Annotated in this window: 14 protein-coding genes; 8 read left to right on the forward strand and 6 right to left on the reverse strand. The window is 58.8% G+C overall.

What is annotated here, in order from left to right:
- Positions 1 to 426: 426 nt before the first annotated feature.
- The 4 genes from ACTH3D_RS08285 to ACTH3D_RS08300 form a co-directional block, all read right to left on the reverse strand.
- Entirely contained in the window at positions 427 to 1,176 is a 750-nt protein-coding gene (locus tag ACTH3D_RS08285; RefSeq protein WP_441666594.1) for a ribonucleoside-diphosphate reductase, read from the reverse strand.
- Positions 1,177 to 1,350: 174 nt separating this feature from the next.
- Complete coding sequence (locus tag ACTH3D_RS08290) at positions 1,351 to 4,593, reverse strand: LAGLIDADG family homing endonuclease (protein ID WP_441666595.1); 3,243 nt, start codon at positions 4,591 to 4,593, stop codon at positions 1,351 to 1,353.
- A 41-nt stretch (positions 4,594 to 4,634) separates the two neighbouring features.
- On the reverse strand, positions 4,635 to 5,144 hold the full coding sequence (gene ubiT, locus ACTH3D_RS08295; RefSeq protein WP_441666596.1) for a ubiquinone anaerobic biosynthesis accessory factor UbiT: 510 nt from the start codon (positions 5,142 to 5,144) through the stop codon (positions 4,635 to 4,637).
- Between the two features lie 275 nt (positions 5,145 to 5,419).
- Entirely contained in the window at positions 5,420 to 6,253 is an 834-nt protein-coding gene (locus ACTH3D_RS08300; protein ID WP_441666597.1) for a LysR family transcriptional regulator, read from the reverse strand.
- A gap of 170 nt (positions 6,254 to 6,423) precedes the next feature.
- Between ACTH3D_RS08300 and ccoS the strand changes: the two genes are divergently transcribed.
- From ccoS to ACTH3D_RS08320, 4 genes are read left to right on the forward strand one after another with little or no spacing between them, the layout of a single operon-like run.
- On the forward strand, positions 6,424 to 8,040 hold the full coding sequence (ccoS, locus tag ACTH3D_RS08305; protein WP_441666598.1) for a cbb3-type cytochrome oxidase assembly protein CcoS: 1,617 nt from the start codon (positions 6,424 to 6,426) through the stop codon (positions 8,038 to 8,040).
- Positions 8,037 to 8,642 (forward strand): cbb3-type cytochrome c oxidase subunit II, encoded by a 606-nt coding sequence (locus ACTH3D_RS08310; protein WP_441666599.1) that lies wholly within the window; start codon positions 8,037 to 8,039, stop codon positions 8,640 to 8,642. The genes ccoS and ACTH3D_RS08310 overlap by 4 nt, the downstream gene beginning before the upstream one ends.
- 8 nt (positions 8,643 to 8,650) lie before the next feature.
- A complete protein-coding gene (locus ACTH3D_RS08315; RefSeq protein WP_441666600.1) occupies positions 8,651 to 9,232 on the forward strand; it encodes a c-type cytochrome in 582 nt (193 codons plus the stop codon).
- Between the two features lies 1 nt (position 9,233).
- Positions 9,234 to 11,495, forward strand: a complete 2,262-nt coding sequence (locus ACTH3D_RS08320) for a heavy metal translocating P-type ATPase (protein WP_441666601.1) — start codon at positions 9,234 to 9,236, stop codon at positions 11,493 to 11,495.
- Here the strand turns inward: ACTH3D_RS08320 and ACTH3D_RS08325 are convergent.
- Positions 11,382 to 12,560, reverse strand: a complete 1,179-nt coding sequence (locus tag ACTH3D_RS08325; RefSeq protein ID WP_441666602.1) for an NnrS family protein — start codon at positions 12,558 to 12,560, stop codon at positions 11,382 to 11,384. The genes ACTH3D_RS08320 and ACTH3D_RS08325 overlap by 114 nt on opposite strands.
- Positions 12,561 to 12,800: 240 nt before the next feature.
- On the opposite strand from ACTH3D_RS08325, the gene gdhA reads away from it, so the two are divergent.
- Positions 12,801 to 14,153 (forward strand): NADP-specific glutamate dehydrogenase, encoded by a 1,353-nt coding sequence (gdhA, locus tag ACTH3D_RS08330; RefSeq protein WP_441666603.1) that lies wholly within the window; start codon positions 12,801 to 12,803, stop codon positions 14,151 to 14,153.
- A gap of 54 nt (positions 14,154 to 14,207) precedes the next feature.
- Positions 14,208 to 15,305, forward strand: coding sequence for a linear amide C-N hydrolase (locus ACTH3D_RS08335; protein WP_441666604.1), 1,098 nt, complete (start codon positions 14,208 to 14,210; stop codon positions 15,303 to 15,305).
- Between the two features lie 100 nt (positions 15,306 to 15,405).
- Here ACTH3D_RS08335 and hemN read toward each other — a convergent pair whose 3' ends face one another.
- A complete protein-coding gene (gene hemN / locus ACTH3D_RS08340; protein WP_441666605.1) occupies positions 15,406 to 16,791 on the reverse strand; it encodes an oxygen-independent coproporphyrinogen III oxidase in 1,386 nt (461 codons plus the stop codon).
- Between the two features lie 230 nt (positions 16,792 to 17,021).
- Between hemN and ACTH3D_RS08345 the strand changes: the two genes are divergently transcribed.
- Both ACTH3D_RS08345 and ACTH3D_RS08350 read left to right on the forward strand, forming a co-directional pair.
- Complete coding sequence (locus ACTH3D_RS08345) at positions 17,022 to 17,474, forward strand: Rrf2 family transcriptional regulator (RefSeq protein ID WP_441666606.1); 453 nt, start codon at positions 17,022 to 17,024, stop codon at positions 17,472 to 17,474.
- Positions 17,475 to 17,692: 218 nt separating this feature from the next.
- The gene (locus ACTH3D_RS08350) at positions 17,693 to 18,145 is read left to right on the forward strand and encodes a hypothetical protein (RefSeq protein ID WP_441666607.1); all 453 of its coding nucleotides are present in this window, start codon (positions 17,693 to 17,695) and stop codon (positions 18,143 to 18,145) included.
- Positions 18,146 to 18,243: the final 98 nt, after the last annotated feature.

Genomic DNA, 18,243 nt, shown 5'->3' on the forward strand with positions numbered 1-18,243 from the left:
GGAAGACCAGTTTAGGCGTGTTGCAGGCACGGAATACACCCATCTGTTTGGTGTCGCAGGGGAGCAGGTCGAAGTTATGGTCGACCCCTTACCAGGTGCGCCATTAACTATTCAACGAAGCCCAAGCAATACCCCTTCCTTGCTGTCGCCCCAAGTCTTTATTAAGTACAACACATAATTATTATTGCCTTTTGCTTGGCTGACAGAGGGGCGTTTCGCACTGAAGATAAACACCAACCTCCATTTTTATTGCCAAAGTTAATAAGTCATCTGGCTTTAGTGGTCAAAAACCGATCAATACCAAAAAATCCAAACCGAATATCCATCCATCTCCACCTAAAAAACGCCCGATGCGATACATGCACCGGGCGCTGTGACGTTGGAAAATATCAGCCTGCTTATCGCTCAGGCCTTCTTTTCAGGTTATTAACCACACTTCGACCAGCCGCAGCCGGAGTAGCAGGTCGGGCAGCCGTCCATCATGATCAGTTCGCCGTTGCACTCGGGGCAGTGACCCACTACAGCGGGGCCGCCGCTACTAGCTTGGGCTTCCTGCTCTACACGCTGGATTTCCTCGTCGCTGGGTGGCTGCCAGGCATTGCCACTGGCCAGGCGCTGCGAGTAGCGGCCCACCAAGTCTTCCACTGGCACCTGCAGGCCGTCTTCGTCGAGGAAGCCGCGACGATACAGGATCTGCTGGATCGACCAAGCAATGGCGGATACTTCGGAGTCGTGGAATACCGGCTTGCCGTGGCGATTCCAGCCGCAGCGCACCAGGCCCTTGTCCCACGCTACTTTGCGCAGGTCGGCCACTGCCTGGGTGACGTAACCGCCACGTGCAGCCAGCGACAGGCTGCGCATGGTGGCGGTAATCCACTGGTGCTCGCTGGACAGCTGGCCCGAGGGGAAGAAAAACTCGACCGGGCGCTCGATCACCACGCGCTGGCCGTTGATCACGCCTTCCACGGGCATGAACGACACCAGCAGGTAGACTTTCTTGCGGCCTTCGGCACCAACGTAGGAAATTTTTTCCGATACAGCTTCCAGCGTACCTTCGGGGCGCGAGGGAATACGCACTGTCAACGGATTGTCGTCGGCCAGTGGCGCCGGGGTGGGCGCCTCTTCAGGCTTTTTGACGCTGTACGAAACAATCTTCGACTTGATCTCGACGGCCATCAGAGGGCTCCTCCAGAAAATTTTGCTGTGACGCTCAAGTGACGGCCCATCACGACCGTGACGAGCGAAAGCGAGGCAAGGCGCAGGATTTCGAGGAAGCGGAGTTTACAAGCCGTAAATGAGCATTCCGAGAAAGACTGCAACGCCGCCTCGGCGAGCGCAGTAGGTCGTGGCTTACCACTTGCCATAAGTGCCTTCCTTCAGTGCATCGTACAGGTTGGCGGCGTTGTGCTCTTCGCCGTCGTAGATCACTGTTTCATCGCCGCTCAGCTCAACTCGCTCGCCGTTCTCCAGATCGAACACATAGGTGGTGTTCTTGAGGTCGTCCTCACGCACCAGCACGCCCTGGAAGGCTTCCGGGTTGAAGCGGAAGGTGGTGCAGCCCTTGAGCCGGCTGGCGTAGGCGTCCAAATAGAGGTCCTTGAACTCGTCAAACGGAAACTCGGTGGGCACGTTGACGGTCTTGGAGATGGCCGAGTCGACCCAGGTCTGGGCGGCGGCTTGCACCGCCACGTGCTGAGGTGGTGTCACCGAGTCGGCAGTGATGAAGTAGGCAGGCAGGTCGCTTTCTACCGCATCGGCGGCAATGAAATGGCGATAGGCGGCCAGCTCAAAGGAAACGACCTCGACCTGCTCCTTAGTTTTCTTACCCGACTGGATCACGTTGCGGTAATAGCGGTGCGAGAACGACGGCTCGATGCCATTGGAGGCGTTATTGCCCAGCGACAAGCTAATGGTGCCGGTGGGTGCAATCGAGCTGTGGTGGGTGAAGCGCGCACCTTCTTCGGCCAGTGCGGCGACCAGCCCTGGCTCTACCTCAGCAATTTTCTGCATATAGCGGCTGTAGCGTGCGTGCAGGATGCGACCGGGCAGTTTGTCGCCCACCTCATAGCCATCGCGCGCGAGTTCCGGATGCGTACGCAGCATCCGCGGCGTCAGCTCGAACTCCTCGGCCAGTACCGGTGCCATGCCTTTTTCACGCGACAGCTCGAGCGCTTGCTTCCAGCCCTCGATAGCCAAACTGCGGCTGACTTCCTCGGTAAACGCCAGCGACTCGGTGGAGCCGTAGGGAATTTTGAGCATGGTCAGGGTCGAACCCAAGCCCAGAAAGCCCATACCATGGCGGCGCTTGGCTTCAATTTCGCGGCGCTGACCTTCCAGCGGCAGGCCACTAATTTCTACCACGTTGTCGAGCATGCGGGTAAAGATTGAAACCACTTCGCGGTAGCGGTCCCAGTCAAAGCGCGGGCTGTCGCTAAAGGGCTCAATCACGAAGCGGGTCAGGTTGACCGAACCCAGCAGGCACGCGCCTTCTGGCGGAAGTGGCTGCTCACCGCAATTATGTGCATGCAAACCATTAGCATCAAAGGTGTTTATGCCCGGCACTTGGACATCATAGACCTCTTGCGTGCCGGCTTCTTCATGCCCAACAACGCGGGCAACAAAGCGCTCGCGGTTCAACTCACGCTGATAGCCTTTCAACAGAAGCTCAAGATGTGTCTGTTTCTCGCTGTCGCCAAAACCAATACGTTGGGAAAAGCGCTCAATGTTGGCACCGCTGATTACCAGCTCGTGCTGAGGCAGAGTCGCGTATTCCTGGTGGCCACCTTTGCCATTAGGCAGCTCACGCATGGCGGCAGGACGGCGATCGCGATAGATCGTAGCGATGATACCGAGGCGCTGCAGCATGCGCTGTGTGGCCTCGAGGCGCGCCATGTCAGACTGCGCGAGACGAACACTGACTCCTTTGGCCTGACTTCCCTGAACGGAACCATCAGCGTCGAAGAAGCCACGCAGGAAGCCGGCATAGCCGTCGGATGAAGCCTGCTCCAGCTCGGGCGTGATGCTCTTGTTGCCGGGCTGCATTCCCATCTCGTGCGCCAGGTTGCGCAGTGATGCGGTAGATAGCCGATACTCGCTACGGCCACTGACTTTCTGCCAGCCCGAGAAGTCGGCACGGTGCGGCAGACTCATGGCGGCGGCTTCTGCCCGCGCCATGACGGAGCTGACCCCTTCGCTCAGCAAGCCAGCCCCCCCATTTGCCACCGCCGCCTGGGACCAGACCGACAGCACTGCTTTGTCAGCCTTGAGGGTGCCATCCCCCATGAGCAGGCCCAGAAGATAGCCCTGGGCTTCATTGAGCTTGCCACCCCACTCAGAAGCGTCACGGTGATCGTTCAGCAACACACGGTCGCCTGTTTTCAGCTCACCAGCGGCACACCACTCGGTTTCTGTGCGGTGGCGGGTGAATGCTGATACGCGACGCACGCGGTGATCATGGGTCAGTTTGAGGCTATGGCCTTCCGCGGTCTGCAGGCGAATGACCGGCTTGGTGGCGGTCAGGAAGAACCCTTCCGGTCCGCTTTGGTGTTCCTGGCCATCAACCACGGCCGTAAAGGGCTGGCCGATCAGCTGGGAAACCTGGCGCGGGCCTTGGGTGGTCTGCACCCAGGTATCTGCCGTTACGCAGGGATTGGTCGCACGGATTTCCTCGCAGAACCAGTTGTTGTTCATGCGATTGACTTCATCGATCAGGATGAAACCGGGCTCGGCGAAGTCGTAGGTCGAGCTCATGATGGTATCCCACAGCTCGCGAGCCTTGATCACCTCGACGACGCGGCAGGCCACGCGGCCTTCAGCGTCTAGGGTGTAGCCCTCTTCCACTACCGGCCAGTCGCGGTAGATCAGCTCATCTTCACTGACATCGTTTTTCTCGCCGCCATGGAGCGGGAAGGCCAGCGGCCAATCGGCATTGTTCTTGACAGCTTCAATGAACTCATCGGTGATCAGCAACGAAAGGTTGAACTGACGCAGGCGGCCGGCTTCACGCTTGGCTTCGATGAACTCGCGCACGTCAGGATGGCCGACATCGAAGGTGCCCATCTGGGCGCCACGACGACCGCCGGCAGAAGCAACGGTAAAGCACATCTTGTCGTAGATATCCATGAACGCCAGCGGGCCATTGGTACCGGCCCCGGCACCGAACACAAAAGCGCCTTTGTGGCGTAGCGTAGAGAAGTCGTAGCCGATACCGCAGCCGGCCTTGAGCGTCATGCCTGCATCCACCACGCTGCTCAGGATATCCTGCATGGAGTCGCGGATGGTGCTTGATACCGTGCAGTTGATCAGGCTGACCGCGGGCTTGAAGTCCTCAGCGCCAGCGTTGGACATGATGCGCCCGGCGGGAATCGCGCCATTTTCCAGCGCCCAGCGAAACTTGGGTAGCCAGATTTTGGCCTTGTCGCCTTCTACTGCAGCCAGCGCCTTGGCCACCCGCTCCCAAGTGGCCTTGACGTTTTTGTCCACCGCGGCCCCGTGGCGATCCTTGAGCCGATATTTGGCATCCCAGATGTCACGCGAGGGCTCTTGCATAGGCACCTCATTGGACGACTTCACTGCTTTGGTGGACGTGCTCATGCGGATTGGCTCCGTAAAAATTAGATTAACAGTTATCAGGCTCAGACGCTGTGTTGCGCCAGCTGTTCCAGACGCATTAACAGTTCACCGAACGGCCCCTGGACCAGACCTTCTTCCCGACCATCGAGAAGGTTCTTGACCAGCAGACCAAGCTCGGTATCGCCTTCAATCAACAGACGACGCTGGAAAAACAGACCATCGGGGTCTTCACGGCGCGTCGCCAGGCAAAGAAATTCGCGCCAGCCACCACGGATAGTAGCTTCGCCGAGTTCGGCACTGAGCTTCATGCGCTCACCCTGTTGTGTCAGCGTCAACGCCATGCCCAGATCATCAATGGCCAGGGTCACACGTCGGCCTTCCAGAGCGTCAAACTCACCCTCGGCCAGCGGCTCGGCAAAAGTGCGATTAAGCAGCGGCTCAACCAGGCGACGCTTAACCGACATTGGCACCTTCTGATCAACCGCGCGGATTAAGCCAGCAGACACAGGCGGCAGCTTCAACGACGGCAAAGGCAGTGAGAAAACAGGCAGTGACGGAAAAGGAAAAGACATCATGGCTCCTTTGGAAAGAAACGCGGCCCTGGCCGCCAGAATGCCTATGTTAGTCGGTCACCTGCGCGACACACTGACGTGTATCAAGCACTTACCTTTACGTCCTCTGTAGCGTGCCGAACACCATATATAGACACCTTCCTGAAAACAAGCACTAGATGCAGTAATAATTTTTGAAAAACCAGGCTTATTCATTTGACAAACTACCACCCCGATAGCGACACGGGTTGTGGAAACCTACTAATAAAGGCACCACCGAAATTCTGGCTGAAATATCAGCTGTCCAGCTGGCTGTTCAACACCCTAAGGGCCTCTATCAGCAGCGCAGGTTGCTTCTCTCTGGCATGTACCAGATACACGGGATAGGAAAACTCGGGCATCTGCGGCACCCGCTCCAGATGCCCTTGCTCCAAGTAAGACTGCACCGCACTAAGTCGGAAGTAACCGCTGCCCGAATTAGCCAGCAGATACTGCAGCGCCAACGGCCCGAGGTTGGTCATGACCACCGGGCTGGCCAGATGAGGCAGCGCGGCGTCATGCTCGCGCCGAAATGTTTCGCCCCAGTCCACATACAGGTAAGTAGTGGCGTCATTGGCACGTGGCGTCTGCACCATGATCAGTTTTTCTTCCTGCAACAGCTCAACCTGCATGCCCGGCCAGTAGTCAGCTTGGTGAACCAGCACCGCATCCATCAGGCCTTGGGCCAGCGCTTCTTGCAGCTCCTTGCGCTCCCCCACGCGCATACGCACAGCCAACTGAGGCAAGCTGCGGCGCAACTCGCTGAGCCAGTTCATCATCAGCGGGTTCCACAGGCTCAGCTCACCGCCCAGCGCCAGCACCTGGCCGATACCCACCGGCAGGGGCAGCTCACGCTGTAGCGTCTCCCATACCTGCACCAGCTGTGCTGCATGCTCGGAAAAACGTTTCCCATGCTCGGTCATGGACACGCCGCCGCGGTGGCGGACCAGCAAGCGGCAGCCCAGCTGCTCTTCCAGCCGATGGATGCGCGCTGTCACCGTGGTCTGGGTGACATGCAGGGACTCACCCGCGGCGCTGAAACTGCCGCAACGCAGGATTTCCAGAAAGGTTCTTGCGGTTTCGATCTCCACTGCCCACCTCTTTGCATCAATAATAATGATATTAAACTGATGTTTTTTTCATTATACGTCATGCAAACCGGCATCTACTCTTAGGGAAACGTCTGCCCTGCTCGGCGGTTTGACGTATTGGGGCAACGGCCACTTTTTCTGACATTTCACCGACATGGAGCAAGCAGCGCATGACTCCCACCATTGCCATCCTGCTGATCATCACCTTTGTGGTTTCGACGGTCGGTTTGCTGCTACTGATCTGGTCGATTGCCAATAATCAGTTCAGCGACAGCAAACAGGCGGCGCGTACGATTTTCTACGCCGGTGAAGAAGGTCACGGCGAGGACCCTGCCCTGGGTGGCGACAGTGCGCGCATCGATAGCGGCACAACCAACATCGAGGCGATCAAGGCACGCTCAAGCGCTGACCAGTCGTCACGCAACGCGACACTGACCTGGCTCAGCTCGGCAGTGTTCTGGTTACTGTTGGGTTCGCTATACGGGCTACTGTCGGCGGCCAAGATGCACTGGCCCGAACTGCTGGGTGACATCGAGTGGCTGACCTTCGGGCGTGCCCGCCCGATACACCTGAATGTAGTCACCTATGGCTGGGCGTCCATGGCCGGTATCGGGGTGGCAATCTTCCTGATGCCCCGTCTGTTCAAGACCCCGCTGGTAGGCGGTAAGTACGCCGTCAGCGGCGGCGTGGTGTGGAACATCGGCATGCTGATGGGTGTGGGCGCTCTCACCTTGGGGCTTTCGGATGGCGAAGAGTGGCTGGAGTTTCCATGGCAGATCGACCTGCTGTTCGTGGTCGGTGGTGCCCTGTGTGCAATCCCCCTGCTGCTGACGGCAGCGCGCCGTCAGGTAGAACACCTGTACGTCACCAGCTGGTACATGCTGGCTGCGCTGGTGTGGTTTCCGTTCCTGTTTCTGCTCGCCAACCTGCCCTATGTGTTTCCCGGCACTTCCGGCGCTACGGTCAACTGGTGGTTTGCGCATAACGTGCTGGGACTGTGGGTTACGCCGTTGGGTATCGGTATTGCCTATTACATGATCCCCAAGATTCTTGGGCGCCCGATCATTTCCTACCAGCTGTCATTGATCGGCTTCTGGTCGCTGGCACTGTTCTATAGCCAGGTCGGTATTCACCATCTGATTGGCGGGCCGATTCCTACCTGGCTGGTCACGCTGTCGATCGTCCACAGCGTGATGATGTCGATTCCAGTCATCACCGTAGCGATCAACCATCATGGCACCATGTGGGGCAACTTCGGTCGCCTCAAGGACTCGCCGACACTGCGTTTCGTGTGGATCGGTGCGCTGATGTATACCGCCTCGTCTCTGCAGGGCTCCATGGAAGCCCTGCGCAGCATCAACGTCATTACCCACTTTACTCACTATACCGTGGCCCATGCCCACCTTGGCATGTATGCCTTCCTGAGCTTCATCCTGTTTGGCGCGATGTACTTCATCATGCCGCGCGTCATGAACTGGGAGTGGCCGTGGCGCCGCATGATCAGCCTGCATTTTTGGCTAGTCAGCAGCGGCATTCTTATCTACTTCGTGTCGCTGACCATTGGCGGCTGGAAAGAAGGACTGGCACTACTCACCGCGGACATGCCGTTCATGGATGTGGTGCGCATGACACTGCCCTACCTTCAGGCACGCACTATCGGCGGCGCCCTGATGACTCTGGGTCACTTTGTATTTGCCCTTCACTTTGTCGCCATGCTGCGCCGCCACGGGCCGTATCGTGACAAACCCACGCTGTTTCGTACTCTGGCCAAGGAGACTGACCAATGAAACGTGCCCTGGCCATCATGGTAGGTGCTTTACTGATCCTGCTGCTCGCCATGCTGACGCTGGTCGTCCTGCCCTACATCGAGATGACCGCCGAGGAAATACCACCAGACCTCAAGCCTTACACGGAACAGGAGCTGAAAGGCCGTCAGCTGTATATCGCCAACGGCTGCCTGTACTGCCACAGCCAACAGCCGCGCGACCCCAGCTATGCCGTGGGTGACAAGGACCGCGGCTGGGGCCGCCCTTCGGTCCCCGGTGACTACGTTCATGATCAGCCACAGCTGCTGGGCACCATGCGTACCGGCCCGGACCTTTTCAACATTGCCGCGCGACAACCCAGTGAAGACTGGCACCTGCTGCATCTTTACAACCCGCGGGCCGTAGTGAAAGACAGCATCATGCCGCCCTATCGCTTCATGTTCCGCCAGGTCGAAGAACCCGTCGATGACGACCGTGTCGTCTCGGTTCCCGAAGAGTATGCGCCTGAAACGGGCAAGGTGGTCGCTACTGAAGACGCCCTGGCACTGGTGGCCTATCTGCTGTCGCTGGACCACACCTACCCGGCACCGACACTGCCGCAACCCGATGCCACGGAGGAGTGACAGGTATCATGCAACCCAATGATGACCAGCGCGCCCAACAGCGCGAGCATTCCGAACCCCGGGAAGGCACCCGCGCCGTACCGCGCTTTGTGTTGATATGGATCGCTGCACTGATTGTGTGGGGCGTAGGCTATTACACTTGGCAGATCGGCAAGCCGATGTTGGGCGGCGACAGCCGCTCGGTGGTGGAGCTGCCAGCCGCTGGTGCTGCAGTGGATGGGGAAGCGCTGTTCGGCGTGCACTGCAGTGCCTGTCACCAAGCCAGCGGCCAGGGTGTGCCGGGAGCTTTTCCGCCGCTGGTGGGCAGCCATTGGGTGCAGGGTGATCCAGCGGTGCCGGTGGCGATTGTCCATGACGGCCTTCAGGGCCCGATCGAAGTGGAAGGCCAATCGTTCCAGGGCGTCATGCCCGCCTTTGCCGGCAAACTTTCCAATGCCGAAATCGCCGGCATCATTACCTACGCCCGCCAGGCTTGGGGCAACGATGCTGACCCGGTCGACGCCAGCCTGGTCGAGTCGCATGCCGAAGAGTTCGGCGAACGCGGCGCCTGGTCGGCACTGGAACTGAGCGAGCATTTCGAGACCCCCTGATATGCCTGAGCCCGCCCTATGCGAGGAAGTGCTAATTGTCGAGGGGCTGCACTGTGGCAGCTGCGCGGCGGCAGTCGAAGCACGGCTGAGGCGCCAGCCGGGAGTGATCGAGGCGGCAGTCAATTTCGCCGCTGACAGTGCCATGCTGAAGTGGGACAGCCACCACACCGATCTGTCCCGGCTGCAACAGGCGGTGGCCAGGCTGGGCTACCGCCTGCGTGACCCGTCTGACATCGAAAGCAGCGCCCGCGACAGCGACCAGACGCGCAAGCGCCTGCAGTGGCGGCTCGCTGTTTCCCTGGTGTTTGGCATGTGGAGCATGATGCCAGCGCTGCTGGTTTATCTGGCACCACTGGGCATTGTTGAAACATCAGCCGTCAGGCCGCTGGCCATCGCCAGCGGCTTGTTTGCGCTGCCAGTTATCGTCTACTCGGGCTCACATTTCTATCGGGTTGGCTGGCGGACACTGCGTGTCGGCGTGCCGGGGCTCGACACCCTGATCAGCGTCGCAGTAGCTGCGGCCTGTCTGGTTTCGGTATGGCGGCTGGCGACCGGCCATGTGGATGTCTACTTCGATGCCGCCGTGATGCTGATCACCTTTCAGCTGGTCGCCCGGCTGATTGACGGCAGCGTACGACGCCGGGCCGCCGAAGTGGTGCGCGGCTATCTTCGACAGGCACCAGAAACCGTCACCCTAGTCAACAACGACGGCAGCCTGCAGACACTGCCGGCCAACGAAGTGGGAGTGGCACAGCGCATCAGGCTAGTGGCCGGCCAGCCGCTGGCGCTGGACGGACAGATCGTCAGCGGTAGCGGCCTTGTGGATATGGCCATGCTCAGCGGGGAGCACGAGCCCCAGCGTGTCAAAGCTGGCGATGAGCTACTGGCCGGCTGCCAGCTGATCGATGGTGAGCTTGAGCTGAAGGTAGCCGCTGGCGTAGGCCAACGACGTATCGATAGCCTGGCACGCTCAGTGCGCGGCCTACTCAGCCGCAAGACGGCGCTGCAGCGGCTGAGCGACCAGATGGCACGCCTGCTGTTACCCATCATCGTGGTTGCCGCCGGCATCTGTGTGGTCGTGGCGTTGACGCAAGGCCTGACGATAGATCAGGCGCTAATCCGTGGCCTGGCTGTCCTGATCATCGCCTGCCCCTGCGCGCTGAGCCTGGCCATTCCTCTGGTGGTAGTACTCGGGCACACCCGCATGGTGGAAAGCGGGGTGATTTTTCGCGACCCTGCCGCCCTGGAAACCGCCGCCAATACGCGCGTGGTGATCTTCGACAAGACCGGCACCCTGACCACCGACACCCCTAGCCTTTCTGCCATCGTACCCAGCCACAGGCCGCAGAAAGAACAGCAGCAGGCGCTTCTGCAGCTGGCCATCGATGCGCTGGACGGCACCTCGCACCCTGTTGCCAAAGGCCTGGCCAAGGCAGGCACGGCCTCGACCAAGGCCGCACTGGGGGAGCGCCACAGCTTTCCGGGGCGTGGAACACAATGGCAGCATGGCGACACTCGCGTACTGGCCGGCCGTGGCGACTGGCTACGCGAACAGGGCATCAAAGTGCCCGCGCTGGAAGACGGTGGGATGATGGTGCACCTGGCCAGCGACACCCATTACCTAGGGCATCTACGGTTCGAAGAAACCCTGCGCGACGAGGCTGTTTCAACCGTACAGCAGCTACAGCAGACGGGCCAGGTCATCTACCTGCTGAGTGGTGATACCCGCGCCTCTTGTCTGGCTCAGGCGCAGCGGCTGGGCATTCCAACCGAGCGAGTGGTGGCTGGGGTAACGCCTGAGGGCAAGCACCGCTTCGTTGAAACGCTGGAGCGCCATCACGGCGTTGCCTTCGTCGGCGATGGCATGAATGACGGCCTGGCGCTGGCCGCCGCCAAACTAGGCATTGCCATCGGCACAGCCTCAGCAACGGCACGAGCCGCGGCTGCGGTCTATCTGCCCGATGGCCTGGCCGCCGTGCCGGATACCCTGCATATGGCACGCCGGGCGCGCCGTTTGATGCGCCAGAACCTGGCCTGGGCGCTTGGCTATAACGCCTTGGCGCTGCCGCTGGCCATGGCAGGCTGGGTACAGCCGGTGATTGCCGCGATTGCCATGACGCTAAGCAGCCTGTGCGTGCTGCTCAACAGTCTACGCATGCGCACCCCTACGCACAGGCATACGCCGCAACCAGTGGATCAGCCGCCACGCCGTCAACAGCCAAGCCAAACTCCACAGCAGAGCGGATGCCCACAGCAACAATAGCCAGTCGCTGCCTGCCTGCATTGACCAGAGCCGAAGCACGGCGGCAAGGCTGAACAACAACGCCAGCGGCAGCAATATGCGCTCATCCTGGGGGCGCGCCTTGGCGCGCATGATGGCTTGGCGCAGCATGATACCGCTGGCCAGCGTGCCCAAGGCACCGACAGTAAAGGCATGCAGTATGGCGCTGGCAGTGTGGCTGATGACATAGTGCTGCTGCCACCAGGTGCTAGCCAGCAACAGTAGCCCGACGGCGAGCCAGGCATAGCCGATCAACAACCCCAACAGGTCAGGGCGCGCCCGGCACAGCCAGGGCTGCCAGCGGGCAATACGCCACAGAATCAGCATGCCAGCTACTAGTACCCACAGCGCCGCTACAAACCGCAGCAGTGACCAGCTGGGTACCAGCAGCAGCGGCGCAGTACCCAACAGCACAACCAATGCTGCTTCGATTCGCGGCTGTACGCCAGCACCCGCTATCTTCCAGTGGCTTTTCAGGTAACCGTTAACTGCCGGTGCCAGTACCCGCCCGCCCATGAAGGCCATCAACAGCACCAGCCACAGCACGCTGTGCTGAATCAGCAGCCCCATCGGCGGCAGCGAGTCAAGATAACGCCAGGTCAGGCTGATCACCGCCAGCAAGCAGATCAGTCCCAGCAGCGGCGACAGCATCTGATTCCGCCACTTTTTGGCAACGCGAAAGCGTGGCACCAGCTTCCAGCCCACCAGCAGAGCAAAGCCTGTATCGGCAGCGATCACTACCACGGAGCCAGGCCACAAGAGCCCGCCCAACCTGGCAACCAGCCACAGCCCGACCAGCAGCATCAGCCAGCGCCTTGGCTGCGGCCCCAGCAGGTAGCCGGCAATCACCGTCAGGGCGAAGCCAAACAGCAACTCTCGCCCATGGGCTGCCGGCGTGCTCAACAGCGCAAGCCCGTGCCACGAATACAGCGCGAGCAATGACAGCGGCACCAGCAAGGCCGCATGCACGGCAGCCAGCGGGAACAGCCAGCGCCAGGCGGGTGTTGTGGCGGCACCAGGGCGCACTGGGCGCGCATCATCCGTCATTGGACATGCCGTTTATTCGGGAGAGTGGGCAATCGGCCAAGTGTTTTACATACATACAAAACACCTCTTTATACGAAGGTCTCCAATACTGCCTTAATAGGACACCCAAGGCCCGTTGTGCGGTACATTGAACTACTAATTCTTGTGCTAAACCACATCTTGCATACCCCATGCGGTTGATGCATAACGTGTCTTGGCCGTATAGTAACGCCCTAATTTCTTCGCCGAGGTTACACATACATGGACTACATTCACGACACTCTGTCGGACCTGCGAGGCACCAGCCCTGCACAAAGCGAGTTCTATCAGGCTGCCGAGGAGGTTCTCGAGTGCTTGCGTCCATTGCTGCAGAGCAATCCCCGCTACCATGAGCACAGCATCATCGAGCGCATGGTCGAACCCGAGCGTCAAATCATGTTCCGGGTCTGCTGGGTCGATGACTCGGGGCGGGTGCAGATCAACAAGGGTTATCGCGTCCAATTCAACTCGGCACTGGGTCCGTATAAAGGTGGCCTACGCTTTCACCCCAGCGTGAATGCCAGCATCATCAAGTTCCTGGGGTTCGAGCAGATCTTCAAAAATGCGTTAACCGGGCTGCCTATCGGTGGTGGCAAAGGCGGTTCTAACTTCGACCCCAAGGGCAAGTCCGACGGCGAAATCATGCGCTTTTGCCAGGCTTTCATGACCGAGCTGTATCGTCATATCGGCCCTACCCGCGACGTGCCGGCCGGCGACATTGGCGTGGGCGCCCGTGAGATTGGCTACCTGTATGGCCAATACAAACGCATTACTGCACGCTACGAAGGCATCCTGACTGGCAAGAGCCTGAACTGGGGCGGTTCATTGGGGCGCAAGGAAGCCACCGGCTACGGTGCGGTTTACTTTGCTCAGAATATGCTCGCTGCCCGTAAAGAGGATCTGCGTGGCAAAATCTGCCTAGTGTCGGGTGCCGGCAATGTGGCAATCTACACCATCGAGAAACTCTACGAGCTGGGCGCCAAGCCGGTGACCTGCAGCGACTCTGGCGGCACGATTCACGACCCCCGCGGCATTGATCTAGAAACTCTCAAACGCCTCAAGGAAGTCGAGCGGGCTCCGCTGACCCAATACGCCGAGCTGCATTCGGAGTCGACCTATATCGCCAAGGGCGACTACCCGGACGAGGGTCACGCGGTGTGGCGTATCAACGCGGATGCGGCCTTCCCCTGCGCCACCCAGAACGAACTGACACTGGCCGATGCGAAAGCGCTGACCGATAACGGTGTGTACTGCGTGAGCGAGGGCGCCAACATGCCTTCTACCACCGATGCGGTGAATCATTTCATCAGGTCAAAGATTGCCTATGGCCCAGGTAAAGCGGCCAACGCCGGCGGCGTTGCCACCAGCCAGCTGGAAATGGCCCAGAACAGCAGCATGGAGCAGTGGTCGCTGGAGAAAGTCGACGACAAGCTGCAGGCCATCATGGCCAACATCCACCAGAGCTGTGCCACCACGGCCGCCGAGTTCGACGACCCTCACAACCTGGTGCTGGGCGCCAATATCGCCGGATTCCGCAAGGTGGCCGACGCCATGATCGAGCAGGGTGTATGCTGACTCAACGCTGGCTATTAAACTGATGGCTGTGAAGATAACAGACGGGAGAAGCCCATGATTTCGAGAGCGTTTTATTCGAGAAAACTGTCTTCGAAAAAGCTCTGCCCCACCGTTATCTGCAGCCTGGTGCTGGCTCCACTCAGCCTGCTGCCGTTCAACAACGCAGATGCCTGCACACGCCTTGTATATCAGGGGGTTGAAGATGAGGTCATCACAGCCCGCTCCATGGATTGGAAGCAGGACGTTGGGACCAATCTCTGGGTATTTCCACGCGGCATGGAGCGTACCGGCAAGGCTGGTCCTAACTCGATCGAGTGGACTTCAAAATACGGCAGCGTGATCAGTTCGGGCTACGATATCTCGACCACCGACGGCATGAATGAAAGGGGTCTGGTCGCGAATGTGCTGTGGCTTGTCGAGTCGTCTTACCCTGAATACGACGGCAAATCGCCGGGACTGACCATCGCCGCCTGGGCGCAATATATGCTCGATAACTTCGCCACTGTGGAAGAAGCGGTAGAAGAGCTGGCGAAAGACCCTTTCACCTTAGTAACCGACAAGGTGCCGGGAGAAAACAGGCTAGCGACGCTGCACCTCTCACTCTCGGATGCGTCTGGCGACAGTGCCATCATCGAGTATATTGACGGCAAGCGCGTCATCCACCACAGCCGCGACTACCAAGTGACAACCAACTCGCCGACCTTCGACAAACAGCTCGCCCTGGATGAGTACTGGCAGCAGATCAGTGGCACCGTCATGCTACCCGGCACCAACCGGGCATCTGACCGATTTTCACGCGCTTCCTTTTACGTCAACGCGGTGCCCAAGACCGACAACCCCAAAGAGTCACTGGCCAGCGTGTTCAGCGTGATCCGCAATGTGTCGGTGCCGTTTGGCATCAGCACCCCCGACCAGCCGAACATCTCATCAACCCGCTGGCGTACGGTGTCTGACCAGAAGCGCAAGCTCTACTTCTTTGAATCAGCGCTCACGCCAAACACCTTCTGGGTCGACCTGAAGCAGCTGGACTTCTCTGAAGAGAGCGGAAAGGTGATGAAGCTTGATCTTGGCCCCAACCAGGAGAATATCTATTCTGGTATGGCCAATGACGAGTTCAAGGAGTCCCCGCCGTTCATATTCCTAGGCCTCTGACACAAGTCAGTCTGAGCCAGGCTTATCTGGATCAAGTGTTGCTGAGCTAACAACTGCGTAACAGGCCCGCCTTGAGGCGGGCCTGTTGCTTGGAAATAGTTCACACGGTGCGGGAATAACGCCCAGTACTGCGCGCCAGATACGCATCAAAAGCCATCGCCGCATTGCGCATCATCAATCGTCCAGCAGGCAATACCTCAATCGCTGTCTCGCTGATACGGATCAGCTCATCATCGGCCATCTCCTGCAGCTCTTCCAGCGCGCCAGCAAAGGTTTCCCTGAAACGCATATCATGGGAGGCCTCAATTGCGGCGAACTCGACGCGCCCATGGCACATCAGGGTATTGATCACGTCGCGACGCAGGATGTCATCGGCATTAAGGCGATAGCCTCGCATCACAGGCAGCCGCCCTTCTTCCAGCCGTACCTGATACTGCGCGGTTTCCTTGACGTTCTGGCTGTAGCTGTCACCGACCTTACCAATCGCCGTAATTCCAAGGCCGATCAGGTCGCAGTCGGCATGGGTGGAGTAACCCTGGAAATTACGCTGGAGGGTGCCATTGTCCCTGGCCAGCGACAGCTCATCGTCAGGCAGCGCGAAATGATCCATGCCGATATACACATAACCGGCCTCGGTCAGGCGGCGAATAGTCAACTCCAGCAGCTCAACCTTGCGCTCTGGTGGCGGCATGTCCTCGGGGCGAATCAGGCGCTGGGACTTGAACAGCTCTGGCAGGTGAGCATAACTGTAGGTAGCAATGCGGTCCGGTCGCAGCGTGATGATCTTTTCCAGCGTAGTGTCGAAGCTGGCCACCGTTTGCAGCGGTAAGCCGTAGATTAGGTCGACGCTGATCGAGGCAAAGCCTGCGTCGCGGGCAGCCGCTACCAACTCGACGACCTGCGCCTCACTCTGAACGCGGTTGACGGCTTCCTGCACCCGCCTGTCGAAGTCCTGTACGCCAAAGCTCAGACGGTTGAAGCCAAGCGCATATAGCTCGTGGATCTGCTCAGGCGTCACGGTGCGCGGGTCCACTTCCAGCGAAAACTCCCGCACTTGCGGTTCAGCAAAGTGAAAAGCTTCATCCAGCGCTTTCATCAACTCGCCCAGCTGGGCATTGCTGAGATAGGTTGGAGTCCCGCCGCCCAGATGCAGCTGGGTCATGCGCCGCGAATCATCAAATAAGGCGCCCTGCACCTCAATTTCGTGCTTCAACCACTCCAGATATTCTGCGGCCCGCTCATGGTTATGCGTGATGATCTTGTTACAGGCGCAGTAGTAGCACAGACTTTCGCAAAACGGGATATGCACGTAGGCCGACAACGGCTTGGGCGGTGTAGCCTGGTTACTGCGTTTGGCCGCAGCACGATAGTCGTCTTCAGCGAACGCCGCCTGAAACTGTGGCGCCGTGGGATACGACGTGTAACGTGGCCCAGGGCGATCGTATTTTTCGACCAGGGGGCGAATGAACGGCAGTGTGTCACGCATGGCTGAATCAGACCTCTTGAAACGGAAACCACCGGCATGACCGGCAGCACATAAACGAATTATGCCAGCCTCAGGCCAAACAGTCGGTACCCTTCAAGGGGTAGCTGACTTGGATCAACAACCGGCGTGTGGCTGTTTCGTGCCGAAGCTCTCCGGCTATGGCAGAATAATGATGTATTTTAGCTGAGTGAATCACCAACTCGCCTTTTGGCCATTGCGCAGGAACCCTCATGCGTCTGACTCATTTCACTGATTATTCACTACGCGTGCTGGTCTATCTGGCTCTCAAGGGCGAAGAACGCTCAACAATTACTGAAATTGCAGACAAGTTTGCCATTTCACGCAACCACCTCATGAAAGTGGTACAAGAGCTCAGCCACCGTGGCTATATCACGGCAATTCGTGGCAAGCATGGCGGCCTGCTACTGAGGCGGGAGCCCAAATCAATCGGCCTGGGCGAACTGATACGTCAGTTCGAAAATGACTTTACGCTGGTGGAATGCTTCGGCGAAAACAACCGCTGCACTATCACTCCCGCCTGCCAGCTACGCTTCATCCTGCAGGACGCGCTGAGCGCCTTCTTCGGTGTGCTGGATCGCTACACCCTGGCTGACCTGCTAACTGATCAGGAGCCTGCTCTGATCAAACTGCTACAGCTCGACAGCCTGCCATCAAAGCCATAGTTCTTTCCCCCTGTTGCCATAGCTTTGATGCAACCACCCCGCCCCTGTCGTCCGATATTGTGCAAGGAATCTAACACATGTGTTCTTTGATGCTTCGTTCTCAACGGGCCCTACAACATGCTGTGCTATGCCTAGCTTCACTGTCTGTTGCAAGCCAGGCACAAGCCCTTCATTTCAACACGAGTGATGTCGAGTCCCATGGTCGCTGGAAATCGCTAGTGCTGTCACTCGGTGAGGATCGCTATGTGCGCGCTCTGGATGAAAGCAGCTATGCCGACGCCATCCTGAGCATCAACGCACGTCCGGAGAACTGTCAGAGGCCATGGCTAGAGCTGCGGGTAGAGCTTGAAGAGCGTCAGTCAGAAAGCAAAACACAAAACCAGGTACCTGCCGATCTCCGCATCGACCAGCAGCCCATACACACCGGCAGCGTTGCCTTTATTACCAATCGCGGCGATGACGGTTTCTACGGCCAGTTCGATCTGGAAGAACTGGCACCGCTGCTCAGTGAAATGGCCACAGGAGAGCTTATGCGCGTGCGCATGATGCGCAGCGAAAACGATCCCTGGTTCATGGCCTTTGGCCTTGAAGGTGCCGGGCAAGCCATAGAGCGCATGAACCGGCTTTGTGAGCACCTTTCATACCAAAACTCGCACCAAAGCCCGGAGTAACAGCAAAGCCCTAGCAACTGTTTGTTTTTATTCTTATTCAAATCCATTAAAAAAGCCCCGAACGCATTGCGCTCGGGGCTTTTGGTATAAGTGCCTGA

The sequence above is a fragment of the Halomonas sp. genome, assembly GCF_052095765.1.
GTDB lineage: Bacteria > Pseudomonadota > Gammaproteobacteria > Pseudomonadales > Halomonadaceae > Halomonas.